Source organism: Micromonospora sp. DT53 (assembly GCF_049841535.1).
Classification (GTDB): Bacteria; Actinomycetota; Actinomycetes; order Mycobacteriales; family Micromonosporaceae; genus Micromonospora.
Genome location: NZ_JBNCKM010000006.1, coordinates 448,299 through 463,701 on the forward strand (window position 1 = coordinate 448,299; position 15,403 = coordinate 463,701).

Sequence of the window (15,403 nt, forward strand, 5' to 3'; positions counted from 1 at the left end):
TACGCCCAGCTCGCGGACTGCGCTGCTCCGAACGGGCCTATAGGACGTCGAACTCGTTGCCCTCTGGGTCGACCATCGTCACGTGGTCAGGCGTACCGTCCGGTTCGTCCACCCGGTGCACGGTCCCGCCCGCCGCCACCAGCTTGTCGACCACCACCTGGACTCGCGGCCAGCGCACTTCGAGCGGCTCTTGCCGGCCGCCGCCGACGTGGATGTCGAAGTGCATGCGGTTCTTGATTACCTTCGGCTCCGGCACTTTCAGGAACGAGACACCGGGCCGGACGCCGTCCGGGTCCTCGATGAAGGCACCGTCGTCCCACTCGTCCTCGGGGACCTTGCAGTGGATCTGCCAGGCCTCCCAGGTGGCGAACCCTTCCGGAGGAGCGGCCGGGACGTACCCCAGCGCGAGGCACCAGAACGCAGCCAGTTCGCGCGGGCGCGCACAGTCGACGGTCAACGACCACTGCTCGGACATCGGCCCACCGTAGCCCGCCAAACGTTACACCGAGGGCCGGGCGAGTTCGGTCCGGCTACGCACATTCGCCCGTACGCAGCTCCGCACTCCATGCCGTACTCGGACCCTCGCTCGCCGACATCGGCGGATGTGGTCGTGGATCCGGTGGCGCAACGTCCGTAGGTGCGGGAACGAGTTGCCGTGCAGTTCCAGACACCGGATCCCGATAGATCGGGCCCACTGGCCGGGTGGGTACTGATGACCACTCACGGACCGATCCTGGCACTGTGGTTGTGCGAGACATGCGACTGTCCTTGGCCCTGTGCCGTCCGCCGGGCCGAGCTGCTGGGGGAGTGCAACCGGACGGCGCTGGCCTGTTACATGGGCCTGTGCCTGATCTCTGCCCGACGGGACGTGAGCTGGGCACCCGCCGATGTGCTGCGCCACAGGTTCCTTGGGTGGCTGCCGTGGCGAGCTCTACGTCATCGAGGCCGGGCTTCACATCGCCCCGACACCCGTGGTGGTGGTCGGGACGCTGGGGCGTCAGAAGCGCCTCAGTCCGCGCGTACGTATCTGACGAAGTCCACCGGCCGGCTGACCGACAGGCGGCGGGGCCGGAGCGTAAACGCTCCGGCCCCGCCTCACGTACGGCGAACTACTGCTTGAGCATGTTGTCCAGCAGCAGGGCACAGCGGATCAACCCGAGGTGGCTGTACGCCTGCGGGTGGTTGCCCAGGCCGCGCTCGGCGAGCGGGTCGTACTGCTCGGGGAGCAGCCCGGTCGGGCCGGCGGTCAGCACCATCTGCGCGAACAGTTCCTCGGCGTCGGTGCGGCGGCCGGTGCGCAGGTACGCCTCGATCAGCCACGCCGTGCAGATGTGGAAGCCGCCCTCACGGCCGGGCAGGCCGTCGTCCCAGTGGTAGCGGTAGACGACCGGGCCGCTGCGCAGGTCCGCCTCGATCCGCAGGACTGTGGAGAGGAAGCGCGGGTCGTCGCCCGGGAGCAGGCCGGAGAGCCCGATCCAGAGTGACGACGCGTCCATGTCCTCGTCCCCGTACGCGACGCTGTACGCCTCGACGTCGGAGTGCCAGCCGTGCTCCAGCACGTTGGCGCCGATCCGGTCGCGCAGGTCCTTCCACTCGGGCCGGTCCTCGCCGCCGTGCTCGCGCATGACGTGCAGTGCCCGGTCGACGGTCATCCAGCACATCACCTTGGAGAACACGTGGTGCCGGGGTGGCAGCCGGGCTTCCCAGATGCCGTGGTCGGGCTCGTGCCAGCGGCGGCGGACCGCCTCGACCATGTTCTCCAGGACCCGCCACTCGTCGTCGCGGACCGAACCGCGGGCGTCGGCGACGGCCGCGATCAGGTCGGCGATCGGGCCGAAGACGTCCAGCTGCAACTGGTGGTTGGCCAGGTTGCCGACCCGGACCGGCCGGGAGCCGGCGTACCCGGGCAGCGTGTCGATGACCGCTTCGGCGCCCAGCTCGTAACCGTCGATGGTGTAGAGCGGGTGCAGGCGTTCCGGGTGCCCGCCGGTGCGCTCGATGCAGCCGTCCACCCAGCGCAGCAGCGCCTCGGCCTCCTCGACGGAGCCCAGGTCGACGAGCGCGCGGGCGGTCAGTGCCGCGTCGCGCAGCCAGCAGTAGCGGTAGTCCCAGTTGCGGACGCCGCCCAGCTCCTCGGGGAGCGAGGTGGTCGCCGCGGCCAGGATCGAGCCGGTGGCCTCGTGGCAGAGCCCACGGAGGGTGAGCGCGCTGCGGGCGACCAGCTCGCGACTGGTGGACGGCAGCCGCAGCGAGGCCACCCAGTCCTTCCACGGCTGCTCGGCGGCGGCCTGCCGCTCGTGGATCGGCACCCGGTGGTGCTCCAGGCTGTGCGTGCCGAAGCGCAACTCCAGCACGACCTGCCCGCCGGCGGCGGAGAGGTCGACGATCGCCTTGGCGGTCTCGTACCCTCCGTCGTTGCCGACCTCCCACTGCACGCCGGGGGCGTAGAGCGCGACCGGCTCGTTGGAGCCGAGCACCAGCAGGCCGTCGCCGATTGGCTGCAACTGGACGGCCACCTGGCCGAACTCCGGCCTCGGCGCGAACTCCACAGTGGCTTTGCCGCTGCCGGTGAGCACCCGGACCAGTGTCGAGTCGCCGGTGATGACCGCCGGGCTGTCGTCCGGAGTGGTCTCCCGGGCCGGCTTGTCCAGCCAGTCGGTGACGGTGAGCCCGGACCAGCGGGTTTCCACTGTCATCGTGCCGGAACGGTAGCGCTGACCCAGCGGGATGCCGCCGCGTTCCGGGGCGACGCTGAAGTGACCGGCCGGGCTGCCACCGACCAGGTCGGCGAAGATCGCCGCCGAATCCGGCTTGGGGTGGCAGAGCCAGCTGACCTTGGCCTCGGGGGTGAGCAGAGCGACGGTACGACCGTTGGCCAGCATCGAGTGTCGCTCGATCGGCACCGCCCGCTCACCGAAGAGCCAGTGCCGCCGGGTCTCCAGCAGCAGCGCCAGCGCGCGGGCGGCCTCCAGCGGGTCGCCGACCCGGTAGCCGGCCTGGGTGTCGCCGGGGCCGATCTTGATGCCGAGGTCGGGACCGTGCAGGTGGCCGAACGCGTTCTCGTCGGTGACGTCGTCGCCGATGAACAGCACCGCGCTGGAGGCGAGCTGGGTCCGCAACTGGTCGAGCGCGGTGCCCTTGTGGGTGGCCACCACGGAGAGTTCGATGACCTCCTTGCCCTGGGTCACCGTGACGCCGTCGAAGGCGGCCGGACCGGTGCGGACCGCCTCGATGGCGGCGGCGGCGATCTGCGGGTCGACGCCGCGGGTGTGCATCGCGACGCTCGCCGGCTTGCGTTCCAGCCGGATGCCCGGGTGCTGGGCGGCGATTTCGCGCAGGGCGTTTCGCACCTGCTGGCGCACCGCGACCAGCTCGGGGGAGAGCCGCTCGACGAAGCCGATGTCGAACTCGGAGCCGTGGCTGCCGACGAGGTGCACCTCGCTGGGCAGCCGCGAGAGTGCGGCCAGGTCGCGCAGCGCCCGACCGGAGACCACCGCCACGGTGGTCTGCGGCAGCGCGGCGAGCGCGCGGACCGCGGCCACCGACTCGGGCAGCGGGACGGCCGTGCTCGGGTCCTCCACGATCGGCGCCAGCGTGCCGTCATAGTCGCAGGCGACCAGGAGCTGGGGGACCCGGGCGATCCGGCCGATGGCGGAGCGCAACTCAGGGTCCATGACCCCGGTGGCGGCTGCCGCCCCATCGTTGACGGACGTGTTCACTCGGCCTCCGCCTCGGGAACTCCGAGCTCCGAGAGGAAAGACTTGGCCCAGTGGCCCACGTCGTGGGTACGCAGGTGACGTTGCATTGTCCGCATCCGGCGGCGTGCCTCGGTTTTCTCCACGTGCACTGCCCGGAGGAGGGCGTCCTTGACCGCGTCCGGGTCGTGCGGGTTACACAAAAATGCCTGGCGAAGCTCCGTGGCGGCGCCGGCGAACTCACTGAGTACGAGCGCGCCACCCTGGTCGGCACGTGATGCTACGTATTCCTTTGCCACGAGGTTCATTCCGTCTCGCAGCGGGGTCACCATCATCACGTCGGCAGCAACGTACATCGCCGCCAGCTCACTGCGACTGTACGACTGATGGAGATAATGGACCGCCGGCACGCCGACCCTGCCGAACTCGCCGTTGATCCGACCGACCTCGCGCTCCACCTTGACCCGTAGTGCCTGGTAGTGCTCCACGCGCTCGCGGCTGGGCGTGGCGACCTGAACCATGACCGCGTCGGGAACTGTCAACTTTCCGTCAGCCAGCAGCTCCCGGAAAGCCTTGAGTCGCAACTCGATGCCCTTGGTGTAATCCAGCCGGTCCACGCCCAGGATTATCGTCTTCGGGTCGCCCAGCTCGGCGCGAATCTGCTTGGCCCGGGCCTGGATCGCCGGGTCGGCGGCCATCCGTTCCATCTCCTGGGTGTCGATCGAGATGGGGAAGGCCCCCGCCTTCACCTGCCGACCGTCGACCTGGATCATCTGCCCCTCGTAGCGCAACCCGAGCAGGTGCCGGGCCAACCGGACGAAGTTCTGCGCGGCCAGCCGCTGCTGGAAACCGACCAGGTCGGCGCCGAGCAGACCGCGCAGGATCTCGGTGCGGAACGGCATCTGCATGAACAGCTCGATCGGCGGGAACGGGATGTGCAGGAAGAACCCGATCCGCAGGTCCGGGCGGAGCTCACGGAGCATCGCCGGCACCAACTGGAGCTGGTAGTCCTGCACCCAGACCGTCGCGCCCTCGGCCGCCACGTCGGCTGCGGCCTCCGCGAACCGGGCGTTGACCAGGCGGTACGCCTCCCGCCACCGGCGCTTGTACGCGGGTGTCTCCACCGCGTCGTGATAGAGCGGCCAGATCGTCGCGTTGGACTGGCCCTCGTAGTAGCGCTCCAGCTCCTCGGCGCTGAGCGGGACCGGGTGCAGCCGGATCCCCTCCAGGTCGAACGGCTCGGGGGCCGCGCCGGTGCCACCGGCCCAGCCGACCCAGGTGCCCTTGTGTTCGGCGAGTACGGGATGCAGGGCGGTGACCAGCCCGCCAGGGCTGCGCCGCCACTGCCGGCCCTCGGGTGTGCTCACCTCGTCGACCGGCAGACGGTTCGCCACTACGACAAAGGAGCTACGGACGGTCACGATCGGCCACCTCCGGGTACTGACGGGTCCACCGCGAATGAGCGTACTGAGCGTAGCTGCGGCGTCTTGTGCCCCGTGCCGGAGTCTCCTACCCGCCCCGGACGTGCCGAAATCCTGTCGGTGATCTTGTCAACAGGCCGGGTCTCAGAGGTCGATGATCGGCCACTCCTTGGGCAGCACCTCGCCGAGCAACTCCCGCCGATCCGTCATGATCGGCGTGATCGCCCGAGCCGCCTCCATCGCGGCCTGGGCCAGGTCCATGCCGCCGAGGGTCCGTGACCAGCCGCCGAGAATGGCGCACATGTCGTGCTCGACGGGCGTGACCGTGACCTGCTCCAGATCGCCGACGATGTCGAGCAGTGGCCAGCCGTCGCTGGTCACCTGGCGGTACGCAGCTGCCAGGCAGAGCGCCGGGACGATCACGCCCTGTCCCTTGTCCGCGACTTTCGCGATCTGCTCACCGACCGCTTCCATGCCTTCGGAGTAGGCGAGGAGGCAGCCTGTGTCGAGGACGAGGCCGGCATCAGTCACGAATGGCCATCCGTCCGCGAGAGGCCTCGCCCAGCAGGGCGGCTGCCTTGGACCGCAGTTCCGGGGTGATCTTCGCGTGAGCCTCGTCGAGCTTCCTGCCGGCCTCGGCGAGGCCCTCGTCGGTGAGTTGGAAGCCCACCTGTCGAAGTGCCCGCCGCGTGCGCTCGCCAGCCATCCGCTGACGGACGGAGTCGGTGATGAAGGCGGAGACGTTGGCTTCCTCGGCCAGCCGCTCCGCCACGTCGTCCGGCACGCTGATGGCGATCTTTTTGGTCATACCGAGGACGCTAGCGGGTGATACCAGGCTCGGCAACGCGGCGCGCCCGCGTACTCCTGGGGCGGGGTGATGTGGGCGAAGCGCGCCGTACCTGTCAGGATTGACGATGGCGTGCGCGTGGCCGGCTCCCGGCCGGCGGCGGCGGGCGGTCCTCGCAGCCCGCGCCGCGCAGCCGATCAGCGACAGCAACCGACGGAGGTAGCCCGCACCGTGGCCCAGTACATCTACGTCCTGGAAAAGGCGCGCAAGGCGCACGGCGACAAGGTCGTGCTCGACAACGTCACGTTGAGCTTCCTGCCGGGGGCCAAGATCGGTGTGCTCGGTCCGAACGGCGCCGGTAAGTCCAGCCTCCTCAAGATCATGGCAGGGCTGGACAAGCCGAGCAACGGCGAGGCCCGACTCATGCCCGGCTACACCGTCGGCATGCTCGCCCAGGAGCCCCCGCTCAACGAGGCCAAGACCGTGCTCGGCAACGTCGAGGAGGCGGTCGCCGAGACCAAGGCCAAGCTGGAGCGGTTCAACAAGATCGCCGAGCAGATGGCGACCGACTACTCCGACGAGCTGATGGAGGAGATGGGCAAGCTCCAGGAGGAGCTCGACCACCTCGACGCCTGGGACGTCGACTCCAAGCTCGAACTGGCCATGGACGCGCTGCGCTGCCCGCCGCCGGACGCCGACGTGACCCAGCTCTCCGGCGGTGAGCGTCGCCGGGTCGCGCTCTGCAAGCTGCTGCTGGAGGCGCCCGACCTGCTGCTGCTCGACGAGCCCACCAACCACCTGGACGCGGAGAGCGTCTCCTGGCTGGAGCAGCACCTGGCGAAGTACGCCGGCACCGTCATGGCGATCACCCACGATCGCTACTTCCTCGACAAGGTGGCCGGCTGGATCCTGGAGCTGGACCGCGGCCGGGCGATCGGGTACGAAGGCAACTACTCCACCTACCTGGAGAAGAAGGCCTCCCGGCTGGCCGTCGAGGGCCGCCGCGACGCCAAGATGAAGAAGCGCCTCACCGAGGAGCTGGAGTGGGTCCGCTCCAACGCCAAGGCCCGCCAGACCAAGTCCAAGGCCCGCCTGGACCGGTACGACGAGATGGCCAACGAGGCGGAGAAGACCCGCAAGCTCGACTTCGAGGAGATCCAGATTCCGCCGGGCCCGCGACTGGGCAGCACGGTCATCGAGGCGGCCCACCTCACCAAGGGCTTCGGCGACCGGATCCTCATCGACGACCTGTCGTTCTCGCTGCCGCGTAACGGCATCGTCGGCATCATCGGCCCCAACGGCGTCGGCAAGACCACCCTCTTCAAGACCATCGTCGGGCTGGAGCAGCCGACGGACGGCAAGGTGCGGGTCGGCGAGACGGTCTCGCTGTCGTACGTCGACCAGAACCGTGAGGGCCTCAACGGCGACAAGACCGTCTGGGAGGTCGTCTCCGACGGGCTTGACTACCTGATGGTGGGCAAGGTCGAGATGCCGTCCCGGGCGTACATCGCCGCGTTCGGCTTCAAGGGCCCGGACCAGCAGAAGCCGACGAAGGTGCTCTCCGGCGGTGAGCGCAACCGGCTCAACCTGGCGCTGACCCTGAAGATCGGCGGCAACGTCATCCTGCTCGACGAGCCGACGAACGACCTGGACGTGGAGACGCTGTCCAGCCTGGAGAACGCCCTGCTGGAGTTCCCCGGCTGCGCCGTGGTCATCTCGCACGACCGGATGTTCCTGGACCGCGTCGCCACGCACATCCTGGCCTGGGAGGGCGACGACCAGGACCCGGCCAAGTGGTTCTGGTTCGAGGGCAACTTCGAGGCGTACGAGAAGAACAAGATCGACCGCCTCGGCGCGGAGGCAGCCCGGCCGCACCGGGTGACGTACCGCAAGCTGACCCGCGACTGACCGGCCGACACGGTGTCTGACCGCTTCGTCTACCACTGCACCCTGCGCTGGTCCGACCTGGACGCGTACGGCCACGTCAACAACTCGCGCTTCCTCACCCTGTACGAGGAGGCGCGGGTCGCGTTGATGTTCGCCGGCGGCCGGGCCTGGGGGGTCGGCTCGTTCGCCGACGGGGTGGTGATCCGCCGTCACGAGGTCGACTACCTGCGCCCGGTCGACTACGCGCTCGGTCGGGCCACCGCGGAGGCGGCGCCGACCGTGCGGATCGAGCTGTGGGTGGAGGAGATCCGGGCCTCTCGGTTCACCGTCGCCTACGAGCTCTACGACGGCGAGGTGCTGGCCAGTCGGGCCCGCTCGGTGCTCGTGCCGTTCGACCTGACCCGCCAGGTGCCCCGGCGGATCACCACCGAGGAACGGGACTTCCTGCTCACGTACGCGCCGCAGGGCGGTGTGGCGTGACCCGGCCGGGCGCCGCTGGGCCTGGCGGGGTGGCGGCGTCCACGCATGGTGTCGCCGGGGTGGCGGACGCGGGGGTCTTCCTGGCCCGGCTGGTCCGGCTGGATCCGGTCGCCCCGGTCCGGCTGCGCCCGGCCGGCGCACCCGGCCGGGTCGCGCTGTGGGCCCGGCTGCCGTGGCAGGTTCTGGTGGTCCGCACGGTTGCCGGTGGGCCGGCCGACGGTGCCGCCGAGGACGTCACGGTGGCAGCCGCGGAGCTGCTCGCCGAGCTGGAGCGCGGCGGCGTGGCCCTGCCGACCCGCCGGGACGCCGAGTGGCGGTGGCCGCTGCCACCGACGCGGAGCCGCCAGGTGGAGGCGCTGCCCGCTGTCGAGTTACGACGGATCGCGGACGCGGCGGCGGGCACCCTGCGGACGGCGAGCGAGCAGGGTGTGGCCGGCCGTGCCGTGGGCCAGCGGGCCCTGCGTGACGCGTTGCTCGACCACGTGGCGGTGCTGATCACCCCGGACGGGCCGCCCGCCGCGCCGGTCGAGGTGTCGCAGCGGCTGGTGCAGGGGGTGGTCCGGATGGGCTTCCTCGGCGCCGCCGACGGCTCGGCGGCTGGCGAGGGCGGGAACGCGGTTCAGGTACGGGTGGCCGGTCGTTGGGTCGGCCTGGTGGGACCGCACGGAGCGGCTTGGTTGCAGAAGGCCACGGATCTTGCCGTGACACCCCTCAGTGCTCATCCGAACGGATGACCCCGATTCATTCTTCTGGTCAGGGGCGGTCGTTGGGGGGGTGCTTCAACCCGGCTGTCCGGGTACCGTCCATCCTCGGATCCAACGCACCGTAGGCGACTGGATCCGCTGGGGAGTGAGGTGCGCGAGCGATGCCGTGGTGGTCATGGCGCCCCGGTCCCGCCGACGGCGGCGATCCGGAAACCCGAAGCGGGATCACAGTCGATAGCGCGGTCCGGATCGGGCCGCCCAGCCCTCGCCAGCCGGGGGACGACTGCCCGTCCAACGAGCGGCCAGTGCTGACCGAGATGCCCGCCACCGTCGAGCCGGTGAGTCTGCGCCGGGTCTGTGACGCACTCGACCTGCTCGACGTGCGCTACCTGGCCGATGGCGACGGCAACCTGCTGGCGATGTGGGAGCGGCACGCGGTGCTGGTCACCCTCGAAGGTCCGGAGGACGAGATCCTGGTCATGCGGGCACGCCCGCACGCCACGGTCCCGCCGGACTGGGCCGACCGGGCATACCGGGTGGTCAACGAGTGGAACCACACCCGTCGGTTCTGCAAGGCGTACATCGGTGACCCGACCGAGCGCGGTCAGCTACCGATCTACGCCGAGCTTCAGGTGCCACTCGGCGCTGGCACCCACGACGCGCTCCTGGTCGAGATGCTCGACTGCGGGGCGGCGGTCGCCACCAGCTTCGTGGACTGGCTGCACGACGAGGGCGCGCTGCTCTGACGCCGCGTCGGGCCGGCCGGGTCAGCCGCCCTTGGTCGGGTCGTCCTCGACGTTGACCATGAAGTACGCGGCCCGCTCCAGGTAGTCCCAGAGGGTGCCGGCGATCTCCGGCTCAAGATCGAGCCGGTCCACGGCGCGGCGCATGTTCCGCAGCCAGGCGTCCCGTTCGGCCGCGCCGATCCGGAACGGCGCGTGCCGCATCCGCAGCCGCGGGTGCCCGCGCTGGGCGGAGTACGTGTTCGGCCCGCCCCAGTACTGCATCAGGAACAGGGTCATCCGGTCCGCGGCCGGGCCCAGGTCCTCCTCCGGGTACATGGGCCGCAGCAGGGGGTCGGTGGCGATGCCGGCGTAGAACTCGTCGACCAGCTTGCGGAAGGTGGGTTCCCCGCCGACCGCTTCGAAGAGGGTCATCGAGGCACCGGGACGCTCGGATTCACCTGCGGAAGTCACAGTTCCATCCTGCCAGGTGCGTCTGGCGCCGACCCGACCCGCACGGCGTGCGTCGGATCACGCCGGGTCGACGACCCCGAATGTCGTGCGCCCGCCCCGGCCGAGGTCGGCGCGACGGGTCAGGTGACCGCGTGCCGGCGGTGGCCGTCGCCGGCATGCGGGTCGGACGTGCCTCCCGCCGTGCCGTCGTCGGCCGGCCCGTCGGCCCCGGAGAGCGGCGGATCGGCGTTGGTCAGCGAGGCGGCGGTGATCGCGTCGTCCACCGTCTGCCGGTCCGGCCAGCGCAGCGTGGCCACCGTCATCAGCACCACCCCGGCCGCACTCCACACCCCCACCACGATCGGGATGGGGAACCGCTCGGCGAGCACCCCGGTGGCCAGCACCGCGAGACCCTGGATGACCTGGATGCCGGTAGCCATCACCCCGAAGGCGCGGGCCCGGAAGCCGTTGGGCAGCGCCTGGACGAACAACCCGTTGGCCATCGGGATCATGCCGGCGACCGCGAACCCGCAGAGCGCGGCGAGCAGCGCGACCACCAGCGGCGGAGGGTCGAGCAGCACCGGTACGAGCATCAACGGGGCGGCCACCGCGAGCGGGCGCATCAGCTTCAGTCGCTGAGCCGGCCCGAACAGGCGACTCACCAGCAACCCACCGAGGATGAAACCGACAGGGTTCGCCACCATGATCGCTGCTTGTGCGGTGCCCGCGCTCACCGCGCCGCGGCTCTCCTCGTTGGCCCAGGCGGCGGCCAGACCCTCGGGAACGATCGAGAAGAGCATCGCGCTGAACACCAACACCGCGATGGCCCGCAACACAGGTGTACGGAAGACGATGCCGAACCCCTGTCGGGTCTCCTGTAGCAGGTGACTGCGGTGCGCCGGGTTCACCACCGCCGGACGGCCGCGCACCCCGAAGCGGACCAGCAGCGCCGAGAGACCGAACGTGATCGCGTTGAACAGCAGCGCCATCTCCGGGTCGATCGCGGCGACAGCGGCGCCGAAGACGTACCCCACGACCTGGGCGGCCTGCCCGACGCTGCTGTTCAGCGACAGGCCCAGCACCAGTCGGTCCCCGGTGAGCAACTGCGGGATCAGCGCGGACTTCGCCGCCTGGCTCGGCGGGTTGGCCAACGTGGCGGCGAAGATGAGCACCAGCACCGCCTGGTACGGCAGGCCTGGAATGGCGATGAGCAGCATCAGCGCCATCCGGATGAGGTCGCACGCCACCATCACCCGTCGGTACGGGTGCCGCTCCGCGAGTGCGGCGAGCACGGGCCCGCCGAGCAGCCAGGGCAGGAAGCTGACCGCGAAGGCGGTCGCGGAGAGCGCGACGGACCGGGTCTGCTGATAGACGAGCAGGGTGACGGCGGCCTTCGCGACATAGTCGCCGACCCAGGAGAGAGCGCCGGCCACGAACACGGCCCGGAACTCGTGCTGGGCGAACACTTCGCGAAACGTGGCGGGGCCTTCCGCGGAAGGTCGCTCGTTAGGCACCGTCGCCTCCATCGGCCCCGGCTCGGCCGCTCGTGGCGGCATGGCTGGAAGCTCTCGTCAGATCTACGGATCAGCGAGGATGTGATCACGCTTGGGTGGGAACGCGTGCTCCGGATTCTGCCCGATCGTCTGACAACTAGCTAGGTCGAACGGGTCGTTCGTCGCCTCCCCGACTGAACGAACGGACGATACCCGAGGGGCCGGGCGGCTCGCGACCCCTGAATCACAGGACAGTGTCGCGGAATCAGGTGGCGCCGCCCTGCCCAGTCTCACCTTCGGGCAACGGTCGGGTCGACAGACCGGGATAGATGCGGTTGGCCGCGATCTGCGCGGTGATCCCCGAATTCTCCAGAGCCTCCGCGAGACGCCGGCGCAACTCCCGGCCCACCGCGAACTGCCCGTCCGCGCTCGTCTTCACCACGGTGCGGATGACCGCGCCGTCCACCGTCACCTGCTCGACGCCCAGCACCTCCGGCGCCTCCACGATCTCCGGCGACAGCTCCGGGTCCATGGCGACCGAGGCGGCCGCGGTCCGGAGCACCGCCGTGGCCTCCTCGGTGCTGTTGAAACCGATCGGCAGGTCCACCACCACGAGGGCCCAGCCCTGGCTCTTGTTGCCCACCCGGATGATCTCGCCGTTGCGGATGTACCAGAGCACGCCGCGGCCGTCGCGCACGGTGGTGACCCGGAGACCTACCGACTCGACCACGCCCATCGCCTCGCCCAGGTCGACGTTGTCACCCACGCCGTACTGGTCCTCGATCAGCATGAACAGGCCGGCAATCAGGTCCTTCACCAGGCTCTGCGCACCGAAGCCCAGCGCGACGCCGGCGATCCCCGCGCTGGCCAGCAGCGGCGCCAGGTCGAAGCTGAACTCGCGCAGGATCATCAGCAGCGCGATGCCGAAGACGAACGCGGTGGTCAGGCTCCGCAGCACCGACCCGATCGCCTCGGCCCGCTGCCGTCGCCGCTCGGGGACGAACTCGGCCGGGTCGACCGCGGCGGTGGGCACCCGCTCGCGCAGCGGCCGCAGCATCGTCGGCACGGCACCGTCGGTGGTCGTCCGCACCAGCCGGTTGATCGTCCGGTGCAGCGCCCAGCGGGCCACCATCGCCAGCGCCAGGATCAGCAGCACCCGAAGCGGTTTGAGCAGGATCCAGTAGCTTCCCTCGGCGAACCAGGAGGACCCGGTGATGCGGTAGATCCACTCGCAGGAGGTGCTGCCCTGACAGCTCACCGAAACGGCGTCGGACAGGGCAAGGGGCGTCACGCTGGCGGCACTCACCATGTCTTCGTACCGCAAGGGGCCCGAGCATCCGCCGCCGACCCACCGGCCGGCTGGCCCGCCGGCTCTGTATGTTCAGCCATTCCCGGCCAACGCGGCGCGAAGCCGTTCGTACTCGGCCTGCGTGCTTAGCGGTTTGTTGGGATGCTGGCGAGCAGTTCGGTGATCCTCGTTCTGATGTCGTCGCGGATCTGGCGGACGACGTCGAGGGGTTGGCCGGCTGGGTCGGTGAGCTTCCAGTCTTCGTAGCGCTTGCCGGGAAAGATGGGGCAAGCGTCGCCGCAGCCCATGGTGATGATGACGTCGCTGGCGTGGGCGGTGTCCCAGGTGAGCCGGGCCGGGGTCTGTTCGGTGATGTCGATGCCGACTTCGCGCATGGCTTCGACCGCGACGGAGTTGATCTGGTCGGCGGGTTCACTGCCGGCCGAGCGGACCTCGATCGTGTCGCTGGCGAGGTGGCGCAGCCAGCCGGCGGCCATCTGGGAGCGGCCGGCGTTGTGGACGCAGACGAAGAGAACGCTGGGCTTGTCGGTCATCGTGCTTCTGCCTCCTGGCTGGGGTGGGCTACGACCACGTCGTCGGCGGCGTTCCCCGCATTGGGGTACCAGACGACGATGGCGGCGATGGCGACCAGTCCGCCGACGAGTTGAGCGCAGACGAAGCCGGGCAGGGAGGTGGGGGTGATTCCGGCGAAGGTGTCGGTGAAGGCGCGGCCGATGCTGACGGCGGGGTTCGCGAATGATGTGGACGAGGTGAACCAGTAGGCGGCACCGATGTAGGCACCCACAGCGGCCGGAGCCGCATTGCTGCGGCCGGTGCGAGCGAGAGCGAAGACCAGGACGACCAAGCCGGCGGTGGCGACGACCTCGGCCAGCCACAGGTTCGCGCCGATGCGATCGGTGCGGGACCACGTAGCGGCTGGTAGATCGAACATCAGGTTGGCCAGAACAGTCCCGGAAATCGCGCCGCAGACCTGGGCAGCGACGTAGGCGGCGAGGTCACTGGCGCTCAGGCCGGTGCCAGCGCGACGGCCGAGCCACCAATCGACCGCGGAGACGATCGGGTTGAAGTGCGCGCCCGATACCGGCCCGAAGGTCAGGATCAGCGCGCCCAGCGCCAAGGCGGTGGCGATCGCATTCTCCAGGAGTTGGAGCCCAACGTCGGTTGGTGAGAGGCGGGCGGCGGCGATACCGGAACCGACGACAGCGGCGACGAGCAATGCCGTACCGGCGAACTCCGCCGACGCGCGACGGGCCAGCAGGCTCACGCGGTGGCTTCTGTAGAGTTGGCGGAGAGGTCCAGAAGCGCACGGAGTTGCCGGAACGCATCCGGGCGGGCTCGGTACCAGACCCAGGTGCCGCGCCGCTCGGAGTCGACCATGCCCGCTTCGCGTAAGACCTTCAGGTGGTGGGAGATGGTCGGCCCGGACAGGTCGAACGCCGGGGTCAGATCACAGACGCACATCTCCGGCACCGAAGCGATCATCGACATCAGCCGCAGCCGGACCGGGTCGCCCAGGGCCTTGAACATCGGTGCGACCGCTGCTGCCTGGTTGGTGTCCATCGGGCGGACCGCGATCGGAGCGCAGCAGGTAACCGCGTCCAGGTTCACCACCGGCAGAGCTTGTTTCGACATACTTCTAGGTTGACAGATTTCAAAACAGGGTGCAACGTGGGCCCTGCTTCGAAAAGCATCTAGACAAGGGGGCTATGAGGATCAAGCCGTTCCGTCGTCGCCGGGCCTGCCGCGCCGAAGTCCGCTACGAGCGCGACTCTGACCAACCACCACATCCGCTAGATCCCTAAGGAGAGTCATGTCCCGCGTTCAGCTCGCCCTGCGTGTGTCCGACCTCGAAGGCTCCGTCGCCTTCTACTCCAAGCTGTTCGGCGTCGAGCCCGCCAAGCGCCGCCCCGGCTACGCCAACTTCGCCGTTGAGAACCCGCAGCTGAAGCTCGTCCTGCTCGAAGGCGAGCCCGACCAGCCCACAGTGATGGACCACCTGGGCGTCGAGGTGTTCAGCACCGACGACGTCAACGCGGCCACCAAGCGCCTCACCGACTCCGGTCTGATCACCCTGGAGGAGAACAGCACCGAATGCTGCTACGCCCTCCAGGACAAGGTGTGGGTACGCGGTCCCGGTAACGAGCCCTGGGAGGTCTACACCGTCAAGGCAGACTCCGACCAGTTGGAGAAGGCCACCGAAAGCGCCTGTTGCACACCCGCCGCCGAGAATGAACCGGCCACCGCCGGGGCCACCGGTAGCTGCGCTGGGACGGCGATCCGCCCGGATGCGGATGATCCTCATACCCCATGAGGGATTAGTACGTGCAATCCGGGGTCCGATCAGGGACTATTGGCGCAACGGACGTCGGTGATCGGCCCGGCGTCGACCGTGTGGGCCGTTGTGCCCGGCCCCGGTCGGCGGCGGTCCCCAGCAGCCGCTGAACCGGGAGGG

General features: G+C 69.7%; 16 protein-coding genes. 5 read left to right on the forward strand and 11 right to left on the reverse strand.

The annotated features are described in order from the left end of the window. Positions 1-37: 37 nt before the first annotated feature. The 5 genes from ACLQ3B_RS21600 to ACLQ3B_RS21620 form a co-directional block, all read right to left on the reverse strand. Complete coding sequence (locus tag ACLQ3B_RS21600; RefSeq protein WP_425782483.1) at positions 38-475, reverse strand: VOC family protein; 438 nt, start codon at positions 473-475, stop codon at positions 38-40. A gap of 634 nt (positions 476-1,109) precedes the next feature. Next, positions 1,110-3,674 carry a trehalose-phosphatase gene (otsB, locus tag ACLQ3B_RS21605; protein WP_425782560.1) on the reverse strand — a complete coding sequence of 855 codons (2,565 nt, stop codon included), beginning with the start codon at positions 3,672-3,674 and terminating at the stop codon, positions 1,110-1,112. A 41-nt stretch (positions 3,675-3,715) separates the two neighbouring features. Continuing rightward, positions 3,716-5,116 carry an alpha,alpha-trehalose-phosphate synthase (UDP-forming) gene (locus tag ACLQ3B_RS21610; protein WP_030333449.1) on the reverse strand — a complete coding sequence of 467 codons (1,401 nt, stop codon included), beginning with the start codon at positions 5,114-5,116 and terminating at the stop codon, positions 3,716-3,718. Positions 5,117-5,260: 144 nt separating this feature from the next. Beyond that, a complete protein-coding gene (locus ACLQ3B_RS21615; protein WP_425782484.1) occupies positions 5,261-5,647 on the reverse strand; it encodes a hypothetical protein in 387 nt (128 codons plus the stop codon). Continuing rightward, entirely contained in the window at positions 5,640-5,924 is a 285-nt protein-coding gene (locus ACLQ3B_RS21620; protein ID WP_425782485.1) for a hypothetical protein, read from the reverse strand. Before ACLQ3B_RS21620 ends, ACLQ3B_RS21615 begins: the two co-directional genes overlap by 8 nt. Before the next feature lie 210 nt (positions 5,925-6,134). Here ACLQ3B_RS21620 and ettA point away from each other — a divergent pair, with 210 nt between their 5' ends. The 4 genes from ettA to ACLQ3B_RS21640 all read left to right on the forward strand — a co-directional run bounded on the left by ettA (position 6,135) and on the right by ACLQ3B_RS21640 (position 9,720). Beyond that, positions 6,135-7,811 (forward strand): energy-dependent translational throttle protein EttA, encoded by a 1,677-nt coding sequence (ettA, locus tag ACLQ3B_RS21625; RefSeq protein ID WP_425782486.1) that lies wholly within the window; start codon positions 6,135-6,137, stop codon positions 7,809-7,811. 12 nt (positions 7,812-7,823) lie between these two features. Beyond that, positions 7,824-8,270: an acyl-CoA thioesterase gene (locus ACLQ3B_RS21630; protein WP_112584127.1), complete on the forward strand. Its 447-nt coding sequence runs from the start codon at positions 7,824-7,826 to the stop codon at positions 8,268-8,270. Next, positions 8,267-9,004 (forward strand): hypothetical protein, encoded by a 738-nt coding sequence (locus tag ACLQ3B_RS21635; RefSeq protein ID WP_425782487.1) that lies wholly within the window; start codon positions 8,267-8,269, stop codon positions 9,002-9,004. Before ACLQ3B_RS21630 ends, ACLQ3B_RS21635 begins: the two co-directional genes overlap by 4 nt. A 131-nt stretch (positions 9,005-9,135) precedes the next feature. Beyond that, positions 9,136-9,720: a YbjN domain-containing protein gene (locus tag ACLQ3B_RS21640; RefSeq protein WP_030333460.1), complete on the forward strand. Its 585-nt coding sequence runs from the start codon at positions 9,136-9,138 to the stop codon at positions 9,718-9,720. Between the two features lie 21 nt (positions 9,721-9,741). On the opposite strand, the gene ACLQ3B_RS21645 is transcribed toward ACLQ3B_RS21640, so the two are convergent. The 6 genes from ACLQ3B_RS21645 to ACLQ3B_RS21670 form a co-directional block, all read right to left on the reverse strand. Beyond that, complete coding sequence (locus ACLQ3B_RS21645; protein WP_425782488.1) at positions 9,742-10,170, reverse strand: globin; 429 nt, start codon at positions 10,168-10,170, stop codon at positions 9,742-9,744. A 119-nt stretch (positions 10,171-10,289) separates the two neighbouring features. After that, complete coding sequence (locus ACLQ3B_RS21650) at positions 10,290-11,675, reverse strand: MFS transporter (protein ID WP_425782561.1); 1,386 nt, start codon at positions 11,673-11,675, stop codon at positions 10,290-10,292. A gap of 232 nt (positions 11,676-11,907) precedes the next feature. Next, a complete protein-coding gene (locus ACLQ3B_RS21655; protein WP_425782489.1) occupies positions 11,908-12,966 on the reverse strand; it encodes a mechanosensitive ion channel family protein in 1,059 nt (352 codons plus the stop codon). A gap of 110 nt (positions 12,967-13,076) precedes the next feature. Continuing rightward, positions 13,077-13,484: an arsenate reductase ArsC gene (locus ACLQ3B_RS21660; protein WP_425782490.1), complete on the reverse strand. Its 408-nt coding sequence runs from the start codon at positions 13,482-13,484 to the stop codon at positions 13,077-13,079. Beyond that, positions 13,481-14,215 carry an aquaporin gene (locus ACLQ3B_RS21665; protein ID WP_425782491.1) on the reverse strand — a complete coding sequence of 245 codons (735 nt, stop codon included), beginning with the start codon at positions 14,213-14,215 and terminating at the stop codon, positions 13,481-13,483. The genes ACLQ3B_RS21660 and ACLQ3B_RS21665 overlap by 4 nt, the downstream gene beginning before the upstream one ends. Beyond that, positions 14,212-14,583: an ArsR/SmtB family transcription factor gene (locus ACLQ3B_RS21670; RefSeq protein WP_425782492.1), complete on the reverse strand. Its 372-nt coding sequence runs from the start codon at positions 14,581-14,583 to the stop codon at positions 14,212-14,214. Before ACLQ3B_RS21670 ends, ACLQ3B_RS21665 begins: the two co-directional genes overlap by 4 nt. A 178-nt stretch (positions 14,584-14,761) precedes the next feature. Between ACLQ3B_RS21670 and ACLQ3B_RS21675 the strand changes: the two genes are divergently transcribed. After that, on the forward strand, positions 14,762-15,262 hold the full coding sequence (locus tag ACLQ3B_RS21675; RefSeq protein ID WP_425782493.1) for an ArsI/CadI family heavy metal resistance metalloenzyme: 501 nt from the start codon (positions 14,762-14,764) through the stop codon (positions 15,260-15,262). Positions 15,263-15,403: the final 141 nt, after the last annotated feature.

Bases quoted from the DNA above. Each gene is read 5' to 3' on its own strand.
- ACLQ3B_RS21670 (WP_425782492.1), bottom strand. From the start codon at position 14,583: ATGTCGAAACAAGCTCTGCCGGTGGTGAACCTGGACGCGGTTACCTGC.
- ACLQ3B_RS21640 (WP_030333460.1), top strand. From the start codon at position 9,136: ATGCCGTGGTGGTCATGGCGCCCCGGTCCCGCCGACGGCGGCGATCCG.
- ACLQ3B_RS21675 (WP_425782493.1), top strand. From the start codon at position 14,762: ATGTCCCGCGTTCAGCTCGCCCTGCGTGTGTCCGACCTCGAAGGCTCC.
- otsB (WP_425782560.1), bottom strand. From the start codon at position 3,674: ATGGACCCTGAGTTGCGCTCCGCCATCGGCCGGATCGCCCGGGTCCCC.
- ACLQ3B_RS21660 (WP_425782490.1), bottom strand. From the start codon at position 13,484: ATGACCGACAAGCCCAGCGTTCTCTTCGTCTGCGTCCACAACGCCGGC.
- ACLQ3B_RS21620 (WP_425782485.1), bottom strand. From the start codon at position 5,924: ATGACCAAAAAGATCGCCATCAGCGTGCCGGACGACGTGGCGGAGCGG.
- ACLQ3B_RS21600 (WP_425782483.1), bottom strand. From the start codon at position 475: ATGTCCGAGCAGTGGTCGTTGACCGTCGACTGTGCGCGCCCGCGCGAA.
- ACLQ3B_RS21650 (WP_425782561.1), bottom strand. From the start codon at position 11,675: ATGGAGGCGACGGTGCCTAACGAGCGACCTTCCGCGGAAGGCCCCGCC.